A 16071-nucleotide genomic window follows, 5' to 3' on the forward strand; every position below is an offset into this window, starting at 1 on the left:
ATTGCTGCATTAGAATTTTCCGCATTGTCCGGGACACGCCCGGATGCGGCAAGGGAAATTTCTGAACGATCGTTCGATTTTTTGCTAAGCTGCGCGCAAATCACATGCCGGTGTTGCTCCTGAGCAGCCCGGCGCTGCCAAAACCAACACACGGGGATCACGCATCATGGGTTTGTCGATCAATCTGGAAGGCAAGGTCGCGCTGATCACGGGCGCGTCGAGCGGCCTGGGCGCGCGTTTTGCGCACACGCTGGCCGCCGCCGGCGCGAAAGTCGTGCTGGCCTCGCGCCGTGTCGAGCGCCTGAAAGAGCTGCGCGCCGACATCGAATCGAAGGGCGGCAGCGCCCATGTCGTCCGCCTCGATGTGACGGATCCGGACAGCATCCGATCGGCCATCGCCCACGCCGAAACTGAGGCCGGCACGATCGATATCCTAGTCAACAACTCGGGCGTTTCGACCACGCAGCGCATGGTGGACGTCACGCCGGACGACTTCGATTTCGTATTCGATACCAACACGCGCGGCGCCTTCTTTGTGGCGCAGGAAACGGCCAAACGCATGATCGCGCGAGCGAAGGGCGCAGAGAAGAACGGCTCGCCGCTGCCGCAGTCGCGCATCGTCAACATTGCGTCGGTGGCGGGGCTGAAGGTGCTGTCGCAAATTGGCGTGTATTGCATGAGCAAGGCGGCCGTGGTGCACATGACAAAAGCCATGGCGCTGGAGTGGGGCCGTTACGGCATCAATACCAACGCGATCTGCCCGGGCTATATCGATACCGAAATCAATCATCACCACTGGGAAACCGAACCTGGCCAGAAGCTTGTGCAGATGCTGCCGCGCAAGCGCGTTGGCAAGCCGGAAGACCTGGATGGGCTGATTCTGCTGTTGGCGTCGGATCAGTCGGACTTCATCAACGGTGCCGTCATCAACGCCGACGACGGCATGGTGTAAGCCTCTGCGGGCTTAATGCCCCATCAGCCGTTGCACAAGCTCGAGCGAGGTGTTGGCGGCGTACTTCTTCATCAGGCGCGCGCGGTAGATTTCCACCGTGCGCGGGCTGATCTCCAACTGTTTGCCGATCTGCTTGCTGGTCTTGCCTTCGACCAGCTGCGCGGCGATATCGCGTTCGCGCGGCGTGAGCGCTGCCGTCACGGGGCGATGTGCTGACAGATCTTCGAACGTCCAGATGCCTTCGCCCAGCGGTTTGGCGCGGTCCAGGGCGCGGCCTGTGACGTGGCACCAGAACAGTTCGCCATTGGCGCGCTTCATGATGCGTTCGTCAGAATAGCTGCCGCGCGCATTCATGACGGGGATGATGCGCGCGCCGGTGCGCTCGTATTCGTCGTGCGTCGGATAGAGCAGTTCAAAGGATTGCCCGATCATGGTGGTGCGGGCGTGGCCGAAGATGCGGGCGGCTTCGTCGTTGACGTCGAACATCACCCGCTCGCGGGACATCACCATGCCCACAGGGGCAAGCTGGAACGCAGTCTGATAGTCGAGGGCGGGCATATGTATTCGTACGTATTGCTGCGTCGCGCGACGCTTGCGTATTCTCGCCAGATTGTATCGTTACTATTTTCCGGCGCTGCATCGCACAAACCCCAACCGTGTGATCGGTCAAAACCCTGCCGGATTTGTTGGACCACCAAGGAAGGAGCACGCATGAATAAAATCTTCGCCAGCGCCAGCGAGGCGCTCGCGGGCGTCGTCAAGGACGGCCAGACCATCGCCGTGGGCGGCTTCGGCCTGTGCGGCATTCCGGAAGCGCTGATTGCCGCGCTGCGGGATTCGGGCGTCAAGGGCCTCACGTGCATCTCCAACAACGCGGGCGTTGACGGCTTCGGCCTTGGCCTGTTGCTGGAAACCCGCCAGATCAAGAAAATGATCTCGTCCTATGTGGGCGAGAACAAGGAGTTCGAACGCCAGTACCTGGCTGGCGAACTCGAGCTGGAATTTACGCCGCAAGGCACGCTGGCCGAGAAGCTGCGTGCCGGCGGGGCCGGCATCCCGGCGTTCTTCACCAAGACCGGCGTCGGCACGCTGGTCGCCGAGGGCAAGGAGCTGCGCGAGTTTGACGGCGAGACGTACGTCATGGAGCGCTCGCTGGTGCCCGATGTGGCGCTGGTGAAGGCGCAGGTGGCCGACAAGTCCGGCAACCTGCGTTTCAACCTGACCGCGCGCAACTTCAACCCGGCTGCGGCAACCGCCGGCAAGATCTGCATCGTCGAAGTCGAAGAGATCGTTGAAGTAGGCGAGCTTGCGCCGGACGACATCCATCTGCCCGGCATCTACGTGCACCGCATCGTGCTCAACGCCACGCCCGAAAAGCGCATCGAAAAGCGCACCGTTCGTGCCACCAACGGCGCGGCCAACTAAGGAGACCGACATGGCCTGGACACAAGACCAAATGGCGGCGCGCGCTGCCCAGGAGTTGCAAGACGGTTTCTACGTCAACCTCGGCATCGGTATCCCGACGCTGGTCGCCAACCACACCGGCGACAAGGAAGTCTGGCTGCAAAGCGAGAACGGCATGCTCGGCATCGGCCCATTCCCCACGGAAGACGAAGTGGACGCCGATCTCATCAATGCGGGCAAGCAGACCGTGACTACGCTGCCCGGCAGCGCCATCTTCGGCAGCGATCAGAGCTTTGCGATGATTCGCGGCGGCAAGATCAACCTGTCGATTCTCGGGGCGATGCAAGTGAGCGAGACGGGCGACCTGGCCAACTGGATGATCCCCGGCAAGATGGTCAAGGGCATGGGCGGCGCGATGGACCTTGTGGCCGGCGTCAAGCGCGTGATCGTGCTGATGGAACACACCGCCAAGAAGAAGGACGGCACCGAAGACCTGAAGCTGTTGCCCAAGTGCACGCTGCCGCTGACAGGCGTGGGCGTGGTTGATCGCATCATTACGGACCTCGGCGTGATCGACGTGACCGAGCAGGGGTTGAAGCTGATCGAAACCGCGCCGGGTGTTTCGCGCGAAGAGATTCAGGCCAAGAGTGGCGTCAACTTGCTGTAATCGCTGACATCCGGAGACACGCATGCTGCAAGGAAAAACCGCCCTTGTCACGGGCTCGACCAGCGGGATCGGTCTGGGTATCGCCTGCTCGCTGGCCGCGCAAGGCGCCAACATCATCATGAACGGCTTTGGCGATGTGGAAGCGCCCAAGGCGCAGATCGCGGCTGCAGGCAAGAACGCCATCCGCATCGGATACCACGGCGCCGACATGAGCAAGCCTGCCGAGATCGAAGCAATGTTCGCCTATGCCGACGCAGAGTTTGGCGGGGTGGACATCCTCGTCAACAACGCCGGCATCCAGTACGTGGCCAACGTGGAAGATTTCCCGACCGAACGCTGGGACGCCATCATCGCCATCAACCTCACCTCGGCTTTCCACACGACGCGGCTTGCCGTGCCGGGGATGAAGCGCAAGAACTGGGGTCGCATCATCAATATCGCGTCGGCGCATGGGTTGGTGGCATCGGCGCAGAAATCGGCGTACGTGGCGGCCAAGCACGGTATCGTCGGCTTTACCAAATCGGTGGCGCTGGAGACGGCGCAGACGGGCATTACGTCCAACGCGATCTGCCCGGGCTGGGTGCTGACGCCGCTGGTGCAGAAGCAGATCGATGCCCGCGCCGAGAAGGATGGCCTGTCTGCGCTCGAAGCCAAGAAGGATCTGCTGATGGAAAAGCAGCCTTCGGGCGAGTTCGTTACGCCCGATCAACTCGGCGCACTGGCGGTTTTCCTGTGCAGCGATGCGGCTGAACAGGTGCGTGGCGTGGCGTGGAACATGGATGGCGGCTGGGTGGCGCAGTAAGCCGAGCTGCGTTTCAGAAGAGCCTCGCTGCGGCGAGGCTTTTTTGTTTTTGATGGGCATGGATGTCTGTTGCGCCGCCGCATGCTTGCGGGCCCGCGTACAATCAGGCTTCGCTGTCTCCGTCATTCACGTGTAGGAGTTGTTCATGCCAGTTTCGCCACGCCTTGCCTTCGTGCAGTGCCTGAGTCCGTCCGGCTTGCACCGGATGGCGTATCACGAGTGGGGCGATTCGCAGAATCCGCATGTGCTGGTTTGCGTGCATGGCCTCTCGCGCACGGGGCGCGATTTCGACGTGCTGGCGCAGGCGCTGTGCAACGACTATCGCGTCGTCTGTCCCGATGTGGTCGGCCGCGGGCGCTCCGATTGGCTGGCCGATCCGAAAGGCTACGTGTTGCCGCAGTACGCGTCCGACATGGTCACGCTGCTCGCGCGCCTGAATGCCGAGTCGGTCGACTGGTTCGGTACGTCGATGGGCGGCCTGATCGGCATTGGCTTGGCGGGCTTGCCGAAATCGCCGATTCGCAAGTTGCTGCTCAACGATGTGGGTCCGCGCGTCACGGAATCGTCATTGACGCGCATCGGTGCTTACCTCGGGCTGAACGTCCGCTTCAAGACCTTCGATGAAGGGCTGGCGTATCTCAAGACCATCAGCGCTTCGTTTGGCCCCCATACGCCGGAGCAGTGGCGTGAGTTGAATACCGCAATCCTGAAACCACAGGGCGGCGAGTGGATCCTGCACTACGACCCGCGCCTGGCCGAGCCGTTCAAGAACACCACACCCGAAATGGTCGCCGCCGGCGAAGCCACGCTCTGGAAGCTGTTCGAGGCGATTCCCAGCGAGGTGCTGGTCGTGCGCGGCGCGCAGTCCGACTTGCTCACGCGCGAGACCGTCGAGGCCATGATGCAGCGCGGCCAGCATGTGAATACGGTGGAAATTCCTGATGTGGGCCATGCACCGACCTTCATCCAGCCGGATCAGGTAGCGATCGCCCGCAAGTTCTTCCTCGGTCAATGACCATTTTTTTTTGACCCCATTCGATTTGCAGCATGAGCACTGAACTGAAGCGTTACAACGTCGAACATCGCTATTCCGACGCAGCCGTCTACAACGGCGTCGTCTACCTGGCCGGCCAGGTGCCCGAGACCACGCTGGACGCCGGCATTGCCGAACAGACGGCAGAAGTGCTTGCCATCATCGATCGCGTGCTGGCCGCTAATGGCAGCGACAAGACGCGCATCCTGATGTGTCAGATCTTCCTCACAGACATCAGCGAGATTGGTGAGATGAACAAGGTGTGGGACCAATGGGTCGCCGCCGATTCCAAGAACTCGCCGCCGCGCGCCACCGTTGAGGCTGCACTGGCCAATCCGAAGTACCGCATCGAAATCGTCGTGACGGCCGCGCAGAAGAACTGAGCCCGTCGCGTCACAGCAGGACGCATCATGGACAACAAGACCGAACGGCCGGCCGAGGGGCCCGGATCGACGGCAGAGCAGGTCGCACGGGCAATCGAATACCTCGTGGCCAATGCCGCAGACCGCGTCACGCTGACCGGCGAGCCGCTGGAGTCGCACGCGCTCGGCACGATCGCCATCCTTGAAGGGTTGCGCGTCGATGCGCCGTCGTTGCAGGCGGCCGCGCTGTTTCTGTTGCCCACACTGGCAATGGACAACGAAAAGGCGCTCGAGCCCGCGTTCGGTGCCGAGGTTGTCAAGCTCGTGCACGACGTGCGGCAACTGCTGCGCATTGGCGCGATTGCGGGCCTCGTCAGCCCCACCGATGCCAGCATCACGCGCAAGAACGAAGCCGAAGCGCGCCGCGCCCAAGTCGAGGCATTGCGCAAGATGTTGCTCGCGTTCGCGCAGGATATTCGCGTGGTGTTGATCCGGCTGGCGTCGCGGCTGCAGTCGCTGCGCTGGCTCGCGCAGACGAAGCGCTCGGCGCCGGAAGGCATGGCGCGCGAAACGCTGGATATCTACGCGCCGCTCGCTAACCGCCTGGGCATCTGGCAGCTCAAGTGGGAGCTTGAAGACCTCGGCTTCCGCTTTGAGGATCCCGACACCTACAAGCGCATCGCCCGCCTGCTGGATGAAAAACGCATCGAGCGCGAGAAGTTCATTGGACAGGCCATCGCGCAGTTGCAAAAGACCTTGCACGACGCCGGCATTCAGGCCGAGGTAAGCGGGCGGCCCAAGCACATCTACAGCATCTGGAAAAAGATGCGCGGCAAGGAACTCGACTTTGCCGATCTGTACGATGTGCGCGCCTTCCGCGTCATCGTTGACGACATCAAGGATTGCTACACGGTGCTCGGTTTCGTGCACCACATGTGGCAGCCGATCCCGAAGGAGTTCGACGACTACATCTCGCGCCCGAAGGCCAACGGCTACATGTCGCTGCACACGGTGGTGATCGGCGACGACGGCCGTGCGCTGGAGGTGCAGATCCGCACGCGCGAGATGCACCACTTTGCCGAGTACGGCGTGGCCGCGCACTGGCGTTACAAGGAGGCGGGCAACAAGGGCTACGCCGGCCAGTTCTCCGCGAGCGAACGCTACGACGAGAAAATCGCCTGGCTGCGTCAACTACTCGCCTGGAAGGATGACGCCGAGCACACCGTCGCGCATGAGGATTCCCCGTGGGAGCAACTCAAGCACACCGAGCTGGATGACCACATCTATGTGCTGACGCCGCAGGCGCGCGTGATCGCGCTGCCGCAAGGTGCCACGCCGGTCGACTTCGCTTACTACCTGCACAGTGATCTCGGCCACCGCTGCCGCGGCGCGCGCGTCGACGGCACGATGGTGCCGCTGAACACGCCGCTCAAGAACGGCCAGACCGTCGAGATCGTCACCGTCAAGCAGGGCGGGCCGTCGCGCGATTGGCTGAACACCGAGCTGCACTATCTTGTCAGCCCGCGTGCCCGCACAAAAGTGCGTGCGTGGTTCAACGCGATGGAGCTGGAAGAGACGCTCGCGCAGGGCCGGGCGCTCATCGACAAGACGTTGCAGCGTGAGGGCAAGACCGCTGTCAACTTGGAAGAGCTGGCTGCCAAGCTCGGCTACAAGACGCCGGACGATCTCTATGCCGTGGTCGCCAAGGACGAGCTGAGCCTGCGCCGCATCGAGGCTGTCTTGCGCTCGGATGGGGCGCCGCCGCCTGCGCCCGTCGATGACGAGGCGGCCATTACCAAGAAAAGCCGTGCCACCAGCGTTGCCCGGGGCGCCAAGAGCGGCGTGTTGGTGGTGGGCGTCGATTCACTCCTCACGCAGATGTCGCGCTGCTGCAAGCCGGCACCGCCGGACCCCATCGTTGGCTTTGTCACGCGCGGGCGCGGCGTATCGATCCACCGGCAGAGTTGTGCGACGTTCCAGCAACTGGCCGCCCGGGCGCCGGGCCGCGTGATCCAGACGGAGTGGGGTCAACGCAGCGATTCGGTCTACCCGATCGACATCCAGGTCGAGGCGCTGGACCGGCAGGGCTTGTTGCGCGACATCTCGGAAATCCTCTCGCGCGAGAAGATCAACGTGACTGGCGTGCGCACGCTGTCGAGCAAGGGCGTTGCGAAAATGCAGTTCACTGCAGAGGTGTCAGAGGCGACGCAGCTGCAGCGCGCGCTGACTTTGATCGAAGAGGTGCAAGGGGTGTTGACAGCCCGAAGGAAGTGACGGTATAGTTTCGTTCTTCGGCAGGCTCGTAGCTCAGCTGGTTAGAGCACCACCTTGACATGGTGGGGGTCGTTGGTTCGAGTCCAATCGAGCCTACCAACGCATTTAGCAGGACGCGTCGGGTAGGGTGTCCAAGCCGTCATCCTCGCAATTCCCGGGCTTGTCCCGTACAACTGAACACAGGGCGAAATATGATTCAGGCACCGCGAACTACAACCGCTTCGGAGCGACAGTAGTCAAGGTGCGTTTTTCGCCCTTTGCGGTCTGCCCTGGCGGTGGATGGCGCAAATGAAAACGCGGCCTTGGCCGCGTTTTTTTTTCGTCCGCAGTTTCGTGTCACGCGTGGCGATCAAGCAGAAAGCGCTTCGAAGCATTCGATTCGACAACCTGCTGCGTTGACTTGGCGCGGCGCACGACAGAATAACGACCGCTGCGCATCTCTGAAATGCGCGACGGTGACTCCACAGGAGCAAGCATGATCGCAATCACGTTGCCGGATGGTTCCCGGCGTGAGTTTCCCGGCCCCGTGACGGTGGCAGAAGTGGCGCAGAGCATCGGTGCGGGTCTGGCTAAGGCCGCGCTGGCTGGCCGTGTGGACGGCCAGATGGTCGACACGAGCTACACGATCGACCGCGACGCCAAGCTCGCCATCATCACCGACAAAGACGCCGACGGCGTCGACGTGATCCGTCACTCCACGGCGCACTTGCTGGCCTACGCCGTCAAGGAGCTGTATCCGGAAGCGCAGGTCACCATCGGTCCGGTCATCGAGAACGGCTTCTACTACGACTTCGCCTACAAGCGCCCCTTCACGCCAGAGGACCTCGTCGCCATCGAGAAGAAGATGGGTGAGCTCGCAAAGAAAGACGAGAAGGTCACGCGTGAAGTGCTGAGCCGCGACGACGCCGTCAAGCTGTTCGAGGGCATGGGCGAGAAGTACAAGGCCGAGATTATCGCCTCTATTCCGGAAGACCAAGAGATTGGCCTGTACCGCGAAGGCAATTTCGTTGACCTCTGCCGCGGCCCGCACGTGCCGTCCACGGGCAAGCTCAAGGTCTTCAAGCTGATGAAGGTGGCTGGCGCCTACTGGCGCGGCGATCACAACAACGAGATGCTCCAGCGCATCTACGGCACGGCCTGGGCCAAGAAGGAAGACCAGGAAGCCTACCTGCGCATGCTGGAAGAGGCCGAAAAGCGCGACCACCGCAAGCTCGGCCGCGAACTCGACCTGTTCCATATCGACGAGTACTCGCCCGGCACGGTGTTCTGGCACCCCAAGGGCTGGACGCTGTGGCAAGAGATTGAGCAGTACATGCGCCGCGTGTATCGCGAGAATGGCTATCAGGAAGTGAAGGGGCCGCAGATTCTCGACAAGACGCTGTGGGAGAAGACCGGCCACTGGGACAAGTACCGCGAGAACATGTTCATCACGGAATCGGAAAAGCGCGAATACGCGCTCAAGCCGATGAACTGCCCGGGCCACATCCTCATCTACAAGCAGGGCATCAAGAGTTACCGCGACCTGCCGCTGCGCTTCGGCGAGTTCGGTGCGTGCCACCGCAACGAGCCTTCGGGTGGCCTGCACGGCATCATGCGTGTGCGCGGCTTCACGCAGGACGATGGTCACATCTTCTGTACGGAAGACATGATCCAGGCCGAGGTGACGGCGTTTACCACGCTCCTGCAGAAGGTCTACAAGGACTTTGGCTTTACCGAGATTCTTTACAAACTGTCGACACGTCCGGACAAGCGCATCGGCACCGAGGAGAGCTGGGACCGAGCCGAAGCTGCGTTGGCCGAGGGCTTGCGCGCGTCGGGTTGCGAGTTCGAGTACCTGCCGGGCGAGGGCGCGTTCTACGGTCCGAAGATCGAATATGTGCTTAAAGATGCGCTTGGCCGACAGTGGCAGTGCGGCACGATCCAGGTCGACCCGAACCTCCCAGAGCGCCTGGACGCCGAGTTTGTCGGCGAAGATGGCGCGCGCCATCGTCCCATCATGTTGCACCGGGCCATCGTCGGCAGCCTGGAGCGCTTTATCGGTATCTTGATCGAGCAATATGCCGGAGCGCTGCCGACGTGGCTTTCGCCCGTGCAGGTTGCGGTGCTCAGCATCACCGATTCGCACGCCGAGTACGCACAATCCGTTGTGCAATCCCTGCAAAAACAAGGATTTAGGGCGGTCGTTGATTTGCGGAATGAGAAGATTGGGTATAAAATCCGCGAGCATTCCGTGCAGAAGGTTCCCTACCAGGTTGTGGTTGGCGACAAAGAGCGGGATGAAAATCAGGTGGCCGTGCGTGCCCGTGGCAACGTCGATCTAGGCTCCATGCCGCTGTCGGCGTTCGTTGAGCGACTGCAGAACGATCTCGCCAACAAGTCATGAGCTGGGCACGGCCTGTTTTTTTGATTCTTTGAGGACATCAACATCGCTACTGAGAAATCTCACCGCATCAACCGCGAGATCAGCGCACCGGAAATCCGGCTGACCGGGGTTGAGGGAGAAGCGCTCGGCATCGTCAAACTGTTCGACGCACTGCGTCTTGCAGAAGAGAAAGACGTCGATTTGGTCGAGATCGCGCCGACCGCGCAGCCGCCCGTCTGCCGCCTGATGGACTATGGCAAGTTCAAGTATCAGGAACAGAAGAAGGCCCACGAGGCCAAGCTGAAGCAGAAGGTCATCCAGGTGAAGGAAGTCAAGTTCCGCCCTGGTACCGACGATAACGACTACGGCGTCAAGCTGCGCAACGCAACGCGCTTTCTGGAGGATGGCGACAGGGTAAAGGTTACCTTGCGTTTCCGAGGCCGCGAAATGGCTCACCAGGAAATCGGTATGCGCGTGCTGGAGCGTATCAAGACTGACCTGGAGGAATTCGGCCAGGTTGAGCAGATGCCGAAGATGGAAGGGCGCCAGGCAGTGATGATGTTGGCACCCAAGAAGAAGAAGTAATGCAGTGGCGGCCGGACGATTCCGGTTGCGCTGAGCAGGTTCCAGACGGAAACGTCGGAAAACGCGGCAGGTGTTAAAGCCTGCCGCGATACAACAAGTGAGCCCGGGTCTTGCAAGTGTCGGCGCCAGCCGTCCACCTGGCTTCATGTCAAAAACGGAGTTGTTCCATGCCGAAGATGAAGACGAAGAAAAGCGCCTCCAAGCGCTTTACTGCCCGTCCTGGTGGCACGATCAAACGTGGCCAAGCCTTCAAGCGTCACATCCTGACCAAGAAGACCACCAAGAACAAGCGTCACCTGCGCGGTACCGAGGGCGTCCATGAGACGAACCTGAAGTCCGTTCGCGCAATGATGCCGTACGCCTAACCCTAACTAACTACGAAAGGAGCATTTCATGCCTCGAGTAAAACGTGGGGTCACAGCGCGGGCCCGTCATAAGAAGGTTATCAGCGCAGCCAAGGGTTTCCGCGGCCGCCGCAATAACGTCTATCGCATCGCCAAGCAGGCGGTTATGCGTGCTGGCCAGTACGCTTACCGCGATCGTCGCAACAAGAAGCGCGTGTTCCGCGCGCTCTGGATTGCACGTATCAACGCTGGCGCACGCGAGCATGGTCTGACCTACAGCAAGTTCATGAACGGCCTGAAGAAGGCGTCCATCGAGCTGGACCGCAAGGTGCTGTCGGACATGGCCATTCACGACAAGGTGGCTTTTGCTGCCATCGTGAACCAGGTGAAAGCCAACGTCGCCTGAATTGGATTGGCCGGGCGGGCTGCTGGAATTGCCCAGTAACTTTGCCGGCTGATCACCCTGACGGGGCTCTCACCGAGCCCCGTTTTTTATTCCGCATTTCCGAATCACCCGAATTTTTTCGCTCGCCTTCCCATGTCACTGGATCTGGATCAAGTCGTCGTCGATGCCCAAAACGCGTTTGCCTCCGTGGAGGATAACGCCTCGCTGGAAAACGAGAAGGCACGCTTTCTCGGTAAGTCCGGCGTGCTGACCGACTTGCTCAAAGGCTTGGGCAAGCTCGATCCGGAGACACGCAAGTCTGAAGGCGCGCGCATCAACCAGGCCAAGAGCCGCGTTGAAGAGGCGTTGACAGCTCGCCGTCAGGCGCTGGCCGATGCGCTGATGAACGCGCGCCTGGCCGCCGAGGCGATCGACGTAACACTGCCCGGCCGCGACGTGGCCGAGGGCAGCCTGCACCCGGTGATGAACACCTGGGAGCGGGTCGCCAAGATCTTCGGCTCGATCGGTTTCGATGTGGCTGACGGCCCCGAAATCGAATCTGACTGGATGAACTTCACGGCGCTGAATAACCCGGACAATCATCCGGCGCGCTCGATGCAGGACACGTTCTACATCGACGGTCGCGACAGCGAAGACAAGCTCCTGCTGCTGCGCACGCACACCAGCCCGATGCAGGTGCGCTACGCTCGCATGCACGTTGAGAAATACAAGCACCTCGACCGCATTCCCCCCATCAAGGTCATCGCGCCGGGCCGCACGTACCGCGTCGACAGCGATGCCACGCACTCGCCGATGTTCCATCAGGTCGAAGGTCTCTGGATTGCCGACAACATCAGCTTTGCCGACCTGAAGGGCGTCTATACCGATTTCCTGCGCAACTTCTTTGAGCGGGATGACATCCAGGTGCGTTTCCGTCCGTCGTACTTCCCATTCACCGAGCCGTCGGCTGAGATCGATATGGCGTTCGGCAACGGCAAATGGCTGGAGATTTCCGGTTCCGGCCAGGTGCACCCGACCGTGGTGCGCAACATGGGCCTGGACCCTGAGCGCTACATCGGCTTTGCGTTCGGCTCCGGCCTGGAGCGCCTGACGATGCTGCGCTATGGCATCAACGATCTGCGCCTGTTCTTTGAGGGCGATGTGCGTTTCCTGCGCCAGTTCGCGTAAGCGCCGTTCGCTGTTTTTGCCGCCCCGTTAATCGAATTCTCTTTCCTGTCGCGCCATGCAATTTCCGGAATCCTGGCTTCGCAGTTTCGTCAATCCGTCGATCACCACGGATGAACTCTCCCATCGCCTGACGATGGCTGGCCTCGAGGTGGAAGAGGTCGATCCCGTTGCACCGCCGTTCTCGCAGATCGTCGTCGGTCATGTGGTCGAGGTGAGCAAGCACCCGGATGCCGATCGGCTCAACGTGTGTAAGGTCGATGCGGGCACTGGCGAGTTGCTGCAGATCGTCTGCGGCGCGCCGAACGTGTCGGTCGGCATCAAGGTACCGTGCGCAATGGTGGGTGCCGAGTTGCCGCCGGGCGAAGATGGCAAGCCGTTCAAGATCAAGATCGGCAAGCTGCGTGGCGTGGAGAGCTACGGCATGCTGTGTTCGGCACGCGAGCTGAAGCTCTCGGAGGATCACGGCGGTCTGCTGATCCTGCCGGAAGACACGCCGGTGGGCGAAGACATCCGCAAGGTGCTCGATCTGGACGACCAGATCTTCATCATCAAGCTCACGCCCAACAAGGCGGACTGCCTGTCGATCCACGGCGTGGCACGTGAAGTATCCGCGCTGACGGGCGCGCCGATCACGGTGCCGTCGATGGCGCCCGTGGTGGTGACGCTGGCGGACAAGCTCCCGGTGAAGGTGGAAGCGCCGGACCTGTGCGGTCGCTTTTCGGGCCGCATCATCCGCGGCGTGAACGCGCATGCGAAGACGCCGGCCTGGATGGTCTCGCGCATCGAGCGCGCTGGCATGCGCAGCGTGTCGGCGCTGGTCGATATTTCTAACTACGTGATGCTGGAGCTGGGTCGTCCGTCCCACGTATTCGACCTGGACAAGATCCACGGCGGCCTGACGGTGCGCTGGGGCAAGGCCGGCGAAGAGTTGAAGCTGCTCAACGGCGACACCATCACCGTCGACGAAAAGGTCGGCGTGATCTCGGACGAAGAGGCGATCGAAAGCCTCGCCGGCATCATGGGCGGCGACAAGACTGCCGTCACGCTCGACACGCAGAACATCTACGTCGAGGCAGCATTCTGGTGGCCGGCGGCTATTCAAGGCCGCGCGCGCCGCTATAACTTCTCGACCGATGCAGGCCATCGCTTCGAGCGCGGCGTCGACTACGCGACCACCGTTGAGCACATCGAGCGCATCAGCGCGCTGATCCTCGAAATCTGCGGTGGCCACGCTGGCCCGATCGACGATCAGATCATCAATCTGCCCAAGCGCGAGCCGGTGCGCATGCGTGTCGCACGTGCAGCGCGTGTGCTCGGTATTCCGCTGTCGCACGACGTCGTGGCGGACGTGTTCAAGCGCCTTGGCCTCACGTTCAGCGTGGACGGCGATGTGTTTATCGTCGAACCACCGTCGTATCGCTTCGACCTGGAAATCGAGGAAGACCTGATCGAAGAGGTCGCCCGCATCTACGGTTTCGAGCAAATTCCCGCCAAGCCGCCGGTGGCCGAGAGCGCGATGCGCCCGACCGACGAGGCACGCCGCACGATGCACGATGTGCGTCATGCCGTGGCTGCGCGCGACTATCACGAGGTCGTCAACTTCGCTTTTGTCGAAACCGAATGGGAGGCCGACTTTGCCGGCAACACCAACCCCATTGCGCTGCTGAACCCGATTGCCAGCCAGTACTCGGTGATGCGCAGCACGCTCATCGGGGGGCTGCTCGACAAGGTGCGCTACAACCTGAACCGCAAGGCTTCGCGCGTGCGCATGTTCGAGGTGGGGCGCGTGTTTCTCCGCGATGCGGGTGTCGCCGATGGTGGTCTGTCGATCGCCGGCTACGCACAGCCGATGATGGCGGGCGGCATTGCGTATGGTCCGGCCAAGGAAGAGCAGTGGGGCGTGCAGACACGCCCGGTTGATTTCTTCGATGTGAAGGGCGATGTCGAGTCGCTGCTGTGGCCGCTGCAGGCGCGTTTCGAGCGCGCTGAGCATCCCGCGCTGCATCCGGGCCGCTCCGCGCGCGTAGTGCTCAACGGTCGTGCCGTGGGCTGGATCGGTGAACTGCATCCGCGTTGGCTGCAGAAGTACGATTTGCCCACTGCGCCGGTGGTGTGGGAAGTGGAGCTTGACGCGATCACCGCAGTCGGCCTGCCGAAGTATCGTGAAGTGCCGCGCGTGCCGGCCGTAACGCGCGATGTCGCGCTGGTCGTGCGTCAGGATGTGGCCGTGCAGGATCTGGTCGACACGTTCGAGAAAGCGGCCGTCGGTACCCCGTGGCAGCGTTATCTGCAGGGCGTTGTGCTGTTCGATGAGTTCCGTCCGAAGGCCGCCACGGCTGCCATTGGGGCGCAGGAGAAAAGCCTTGCCTTCAGAATTACGTTGCAAGATACTGACAGCACCCTTCAGGACGACATTGTCGAGGCCGCCACACAGCAACTGATTCGAGCGGCCGGCGATGCATTCGGCGCGCGCCTGCGCGCTTGACGTCTCAGACGTCCGCACTGCGCTAGAGACAGCTCGAACGAACCTCCGCATTCGGATCGAATACGCTAAGCGAATCCTATGAACGATCAACACGCGCCCGCGTTGGCGGCATCCTTGGGCGACTCGCTCGGTTCTTCTTCGGCAGCATTGGCCGACGCGCGTGACGCGCGCGGTCAGGAGGTGCCGACGCTTACCAAGGCCGAGCTTGCCGAGATGCTGTTCGAGCAGGTCGGCTTGAACAAGCGTGAATCGAAGGACATGGTCGAAGCGTTTTTCGACGTGATTCGCGAGGCGCTCGAACAAGGTGATAGCGTCAAGCTGTCCGGCTTCGGTAACTTCCAGTTGCGAGACAAGCCGCAGCGCCCGGGCCGAAATCCAAAGACGGGGGAGATCATCCCCATCACCGCGCGTCGCGTCGTTACGTTCCATGCGAGCCAGAAGCTCAAGGCGCTCGTTGAAGAGCGAGTCGAGCCCCTGCCGGTCGACGTTGCGTAATTCTGCAGCGTGATTTCGCTCAGCTGTCCGTTCAATTCGCTTCTTTCGCCAGCCCTGTAGTTCAGTCCTGTATGGCCGCCGATAAACATACGGAGCGGGTCAACCTGCCGCCGATTCCTGCCAAACGCTACTTCACCATTGGTGAAGTGAGCGACCTGTGCGCCGTCAAGCCGCACGTGCTGCGCTATTGGGAGCAGGAGTTCACGCAGCTCAAGCCGGTCAAGCGACGCGGCAATCGGCGCTACTACCAGCATCATGAAGTGCTGCTGATCCGGCGTATCCGCGAGCTGCTGTACGAGCAGGGCTTCACGATCAATGGCGCGCGCAATCGGTTGGATGAGTTGCGGCATGGCGTGAGTGCTGCGTCGCCAGCCGAGGCCGATGAGCCGGAAATGGAAGTTGCGGCGCCGATGCCTGCCGCTGCGAGCGGGTCGGTTGATGTACAGAGCTTGCGGCGTGCGCTGTCGGCCGTGCTGGAAGTGCTGCGTACCGACAAGCCATAAGCCGATATCGCGACAAGAAGTGCGCAGATAGAAACGAAAAAGCCCGCGTAACGTGATCCGTTACGCGGGCTTTTGTTTTGGTCGGGGCGAGAGGATTTGAACCTCCGACCACCTGCACCCCATGCAGGTACGCTACCAGGCTGCGCTACGCCCCGAAGCCTGAAAGTATAACAGAGGGGCAGCGCCGATGACTAGTGGTTCGCTCGTAGTTCGATCAAGCGCCGTAGGGT

16 protein-coding genes and 2 tRNA genes are annotated in these 16071 nt (G+C 61.6%); 16 read left to right on the forward strand and 2 right to left on the reverse strand.

What is annotated here, in order from left to right:
* Positions 1-166 precede the first annotated feature (166 nt).
* Positions 167-952 (forward strand): SDR family oxidoreductase, encoded by a 786-nt coding sequence (locus R2N16_RS19900; RefSeq protein ID WP_004636023.1) that lies wholly within the window; start codon positions 167-169, stop codon positions 950-952.
* A gap of 12 nt (positions 953-964) precedes the next feature.
* Here the strand turns inward: R2N16_RS19900 and R2N16_RS19905 are convergent, their stop codons facing one another.
* Positions 965-1510, reverse strand: coding sequence for a LuxR C-terminal-related transcriptional regulator (locus R2N16_RS19905; RefSeq protein WP_316667832.1), 546 nt, complete (start codon positions 1508-1510; stop codon positions 965-967).
* A gap of 153 nt (positions 1511-1663) precedes the next feature.
* Between R2N16_RS19905 and R2N16_RS19910 the strand changes: the two genes are divergently transcribed.
* The 15 genes from R2N16_RS19910 (at position 1664) to R2N16_RS19980 (ending at position 15841) form a co-directional block, all read left to right on the forward strand.
* Positions 1664-2377 (forward strand): CoA transferase subunit A, encoded by a 714-nt coding sequence (locus tag R2N16_RS19910; RefSeq protein WP_316667834.1) that lies wholly within the window; start codon positions 1664-1666, stop codon positions 2375-2377.
* A gap of 10 nt (positions 2378-2387) precedes the next feature.
* On the forward strand, positions 2388-3023 hold the full coding sequence (locus tag R2N16_RS19915; protein WP_316667837.1) for a 3-oxoacid CoA-transferase subunit B: 636 nt from the start codon (positions 2388-2390) through the stop codon (positions 3021-3023).
* Positions 3024-3045: 22 nt separating this feature from the next.
* Complete coding sequence (locus R2N16_RS19920; RefSeq protein ID WP_065856452.1) at positions 3046-3825, forward strand: 3-hydroxybutyrate dehydrogenase; 780 nt, start codon at positions 3046-3048, stop codon at positions 3823-3825.
* A gap of 145 nt (positions 3826-3970) precedes the next feature.
* Complete coding sequence (locus R2N16_RS19925; RefSeq protein ID WP_316667840.1) at positions 3971-4840, forward strand: alpha/beta fold hydrolase; 870 nt, start codon at positions 3971-3973, stop codon at positions 4838-4840.
* A gap of 32 nt (positions 4841-4872) precedes the next feature.
* On the forward strand, positions 4873-5241 hold the full coding sequence (locus tag R2N16_RS19930; RefSeq protein ID WP_316667842.1) for a RidA family protein: 369 nt from the start codon (positions 4873-4875) through the stop codon (positions 5239-5241).
* 27 nt (positions 5242-5268) lie between these two features.
* A complete protein-coding gene (locus R2N16_RS19935; RefSeq protein ID WP_316667843.1) occupies positions 5269-7494 on the forward strand; it encodes a RelA/SpoT family protein in 2226 nt (741 codons plus the stop codon).
* Positions 7495-7516: 22 nt separating this feature from the next.
* Positions 7517-7593: transfer RNA gene (locus R2N16_RS19940), tRNA-Val, on the forward strand.
* Positions 7594-7969: 376 nt separating this feature from the next.
* The gene (thrS, locus tag R2N16_RS19945; RefSeq protein ID WP_316667845.1) at positions 7970-9877 is read left to right on the forward strand and encodes a threonine--tRNA ligase; all 1908 of its coding nucleotides are present in this window, start codon (positions 7970-7972) and stop codon (positions 9875-9877) included.
* 42 nt (positions 9878-9919) lie between these two features.
* Positions 9920-10441, forward strand: coding sequence for a translation initiation factor IF-3 (infC, locus tag R2N16_RS19950; RefSeq protein ID WP_428984151.1), 522 nt, complete (start codon positions 9920-9922; stop codon positions 10439-10441).
* Positions 10442-10608: 167 nt separating this feature from the next.
* Entirely contained in the window at positions 10609-10806 is a 198-nt protein-coding gene (rpmI, locus tag R2N16_RS19955) for a 50S ribosomal protein L35 (RefSeq protein WP_004636003.1), read from the forward strand.
* A gap of 28 nt (positions 10807-10834) precedes the next feature.
* Positions 10835-11191, forward strand: coding sequence for a 50S ribosomal protein L20 (gene rplT, locus R2N16_RS19960; protein ID WP_004636001.1), 357 nt, complete (start codon positions 10835-10837; stop codon positions 11189-11191).
* A 138-nt stretch (positions 11192-11329) separates the two neighbouring features.
* Positions 11330-12358, forward strand: coding sequence for a phenylalanine--tRNA ligase subunit alpha (pheS, locus tag R2N16_RS19965; RefSeq protein WP_260802717.1), 1029 nt, complete (start codon positions 11330-11332; stop codon positions 12356-12358).
* A 55-nt stretch (positions 12359-12413) separates the two neighbouring features.
* Complete coding sequence (gene pheT, locus R2N16_RS19970) at positions 12414-14843, forward strand: phenylalanine--tRNA ligase subunit beta (RefSeq protein WP_316667848.1); 2430 nt, start codon at positions 12414-12416, stop codon at positions 14841-14843.
* A 78-nt stretch (positions 14844-14921) separates the two neighbouring features.
* The gene (locus tag R2N16_RS19975; RefSeq protein ID WP_316667850.1) at positions 14922-15338 is read left to right on the forward strand and encodes an integration host factor subunit alpha; all 417 of its coding nucleotides are present in this window, start codon (positions 14922-14924) and stop codon (positions 15336-15338) included.
* Between the two features lie 71 nt (positions 15339-15409).
* Positions 15410-15841 (forward strand): MerR family transcriptional regulator, encoded by a 432-nt coding sequence (locus R2N16_RS19980; protein ID WP_316667852.1) that lies wholly within the window; start codon positions 15410-15412, stop codon positions 15839-15841.
* 78 nt (positions 15842-15919) lie between these two features.
* Here R2N16_RS19980 and R2N16_RS19985 read toward each other — a convergent pair.
* Positions 15920-15996, reverse strand: a tRNA-Pro gene (locus R2N16_RS19985).
* Between the last annotated feature and the right edge of the window lie 75 nt (positions 15997-16071).

This window comes from Ralstonia psammae, assembly GCF_958405935.1.
Taxonomy (GTDB): Bacteria; Pseudomonadota; Gammaproteobacteria; order Burkholderiales; family Burkholderiaceae; genus Ralstonia; species Ralstonia psammae.